This is a genomic window from Blautia sp. AF17-9LB (genome assembly GCF_003479185.1).
GTDB classification, from domain to species: domain Bacteria; phylum Bacillota; class Clostridia; order Lachnospirales; family Lachnospiraceae; genus Fusicatenibacter; species Fusicatenibacter saccharivorans.
Window position 1 is genome coordinate 9,704 of the sequence record NZ_QUGU01000030.1, and the last position, 1,626, is coordinate 11,329.

Sequence of the window (1,626 nt, forward strand, 5' to 3'; positions counted from 1 at the left end):
ATACTGCGAAAAGCAGGGATGGGAGGTTGTGGCAGTCTATCAGGACGATGGCTTCACAGGTCTTAATATGGAGCGTCCTGATTTACAGAGAATGTTGAGAGCCATTGAGCGCAGGCAAATCAACCTTGTCATCACGAAAGACCTCAGCCGACTGGGGCGTAACTATCTGCAAACCGGGCATTTGATTGAGGACTTTTTCCCAAGAAACGGTGTCCGCTATATCGCCATGAATGACGGTATCGACACCCTGCGTGATAACAACGATATTGCCCCGTTCAAGAATATCCTGAACGAGATGTACAGCAAGGATATTTCCAAGAAAGTCCATTCCTCTTATCTTCTGAAAGCGCAGAAAGGACAGTTTACCGGGTGTCTTGCCCCGTTCGGGTATCGGAAAGACCCGGAGGACAAAAACCATCTGCTCATTGACGAGGAAACCGCCCCGATTGTGCGGCTGATTTTCGGATATGCCCTAAACGGTCATGGTCCGAACTATATCCGCAGACGGCTGGAGGAAGAAAAAATCCCCTGCCCCACATGGTGGAACCGGGAACGGGGGCTTCGCAATACCCGCACCAAATGGGAAAAGAAAGACCCGGAAAACGGGCGGTATATGTGGGACTTCTCCGTTATCAAAGACCTTTTGATGAATCCCGTCTACACCGGGGCGATTGCTTCCCAGAAAAAGGACTACCGTTTCAAAATCGGCACGATTGGGGAAAAGAAGCCGGAGGACTGGATTGTGGTGGAGGGACAGCATGAACCGCTGATTGACCGCATGAGCTTTGACATTGTGCAGAACAAGCTGAAATCCCGCCAGCGTCCGGGGCAGACCAATGAAATCAGCCTGTTTGCCGGACTGATAAAATGCGGTGAGTGTGGGAAGTCACTGACGATACGCTACACAAACGCAAAACATCCCCAGCAGATTTACTCCTGCAAAACCTACAATGCCTTTGGAAAGAACCACTGCACCCAGCACCGGATTGATTATGACACCCTTTACAGCCATGTGCTGCGGAAAATCCGGGAATGTGCCAGAGCCGCCCTGATGGACGGGGAAGCGGTTGCCGACCGCTTGACCAATACCTGTGAAGCCGAGCAGCGGGAACAGCGGGAAGCAATGGAACGCTCCCTCACAAGGGACGAGGAACGGATTGAGGTTCTGGACAAAATGGTAATGCGGCTTTATGAGGATATGATTGCAGGGCGTATCAGTGAACAGAATTTCAACACCATGCTGGAAAAGACACAGACCGAGCAAGCGGAGCTTAAAGCAAAAGTGTCCGAGGGCAGAAAGCGGCTGTCCGATGAAGTCCAGCTTGCCAATGACGCAAAACAATGGGTGGAAGCCATTCAGGAATACGCCAATATCACAGAGCTGGACGTAGCCACCCTCAACCGCTTAATCAAAGAAATCGTCGTGCATGAGCGCATTGACGAAGATAAAACAAGACACATTTCTATCGAAATTCATTTTAATCTCAAACCCATCCCAGAGGTGGAACAGGTCACTGCCTGACCTGTCCCGCCGGGACGGTTCTCTTAAAAACACCATATAGATTTTTTGTACGCCGCCGCCCGCCATCGAGCAGAGTTTTACACCTAATTGGGTATAAAACAGCT

The 1,626-nt window shown here is 50.5% G+C and carries 1 protein-coding gene; it reads left to right on the forward strand.

Annotated elements, in window-relative coordinates:
* On the forward strand, nucleotides 1-1,522 hold a 1,522-nt coding region (locus DWX00_RS19155; protein WP_243038062.1), incomplete at its 5' end, for a recombinase family protein.
* Nucleotides 1,523-1,626 lie beyond the last annotated feature (104 nt).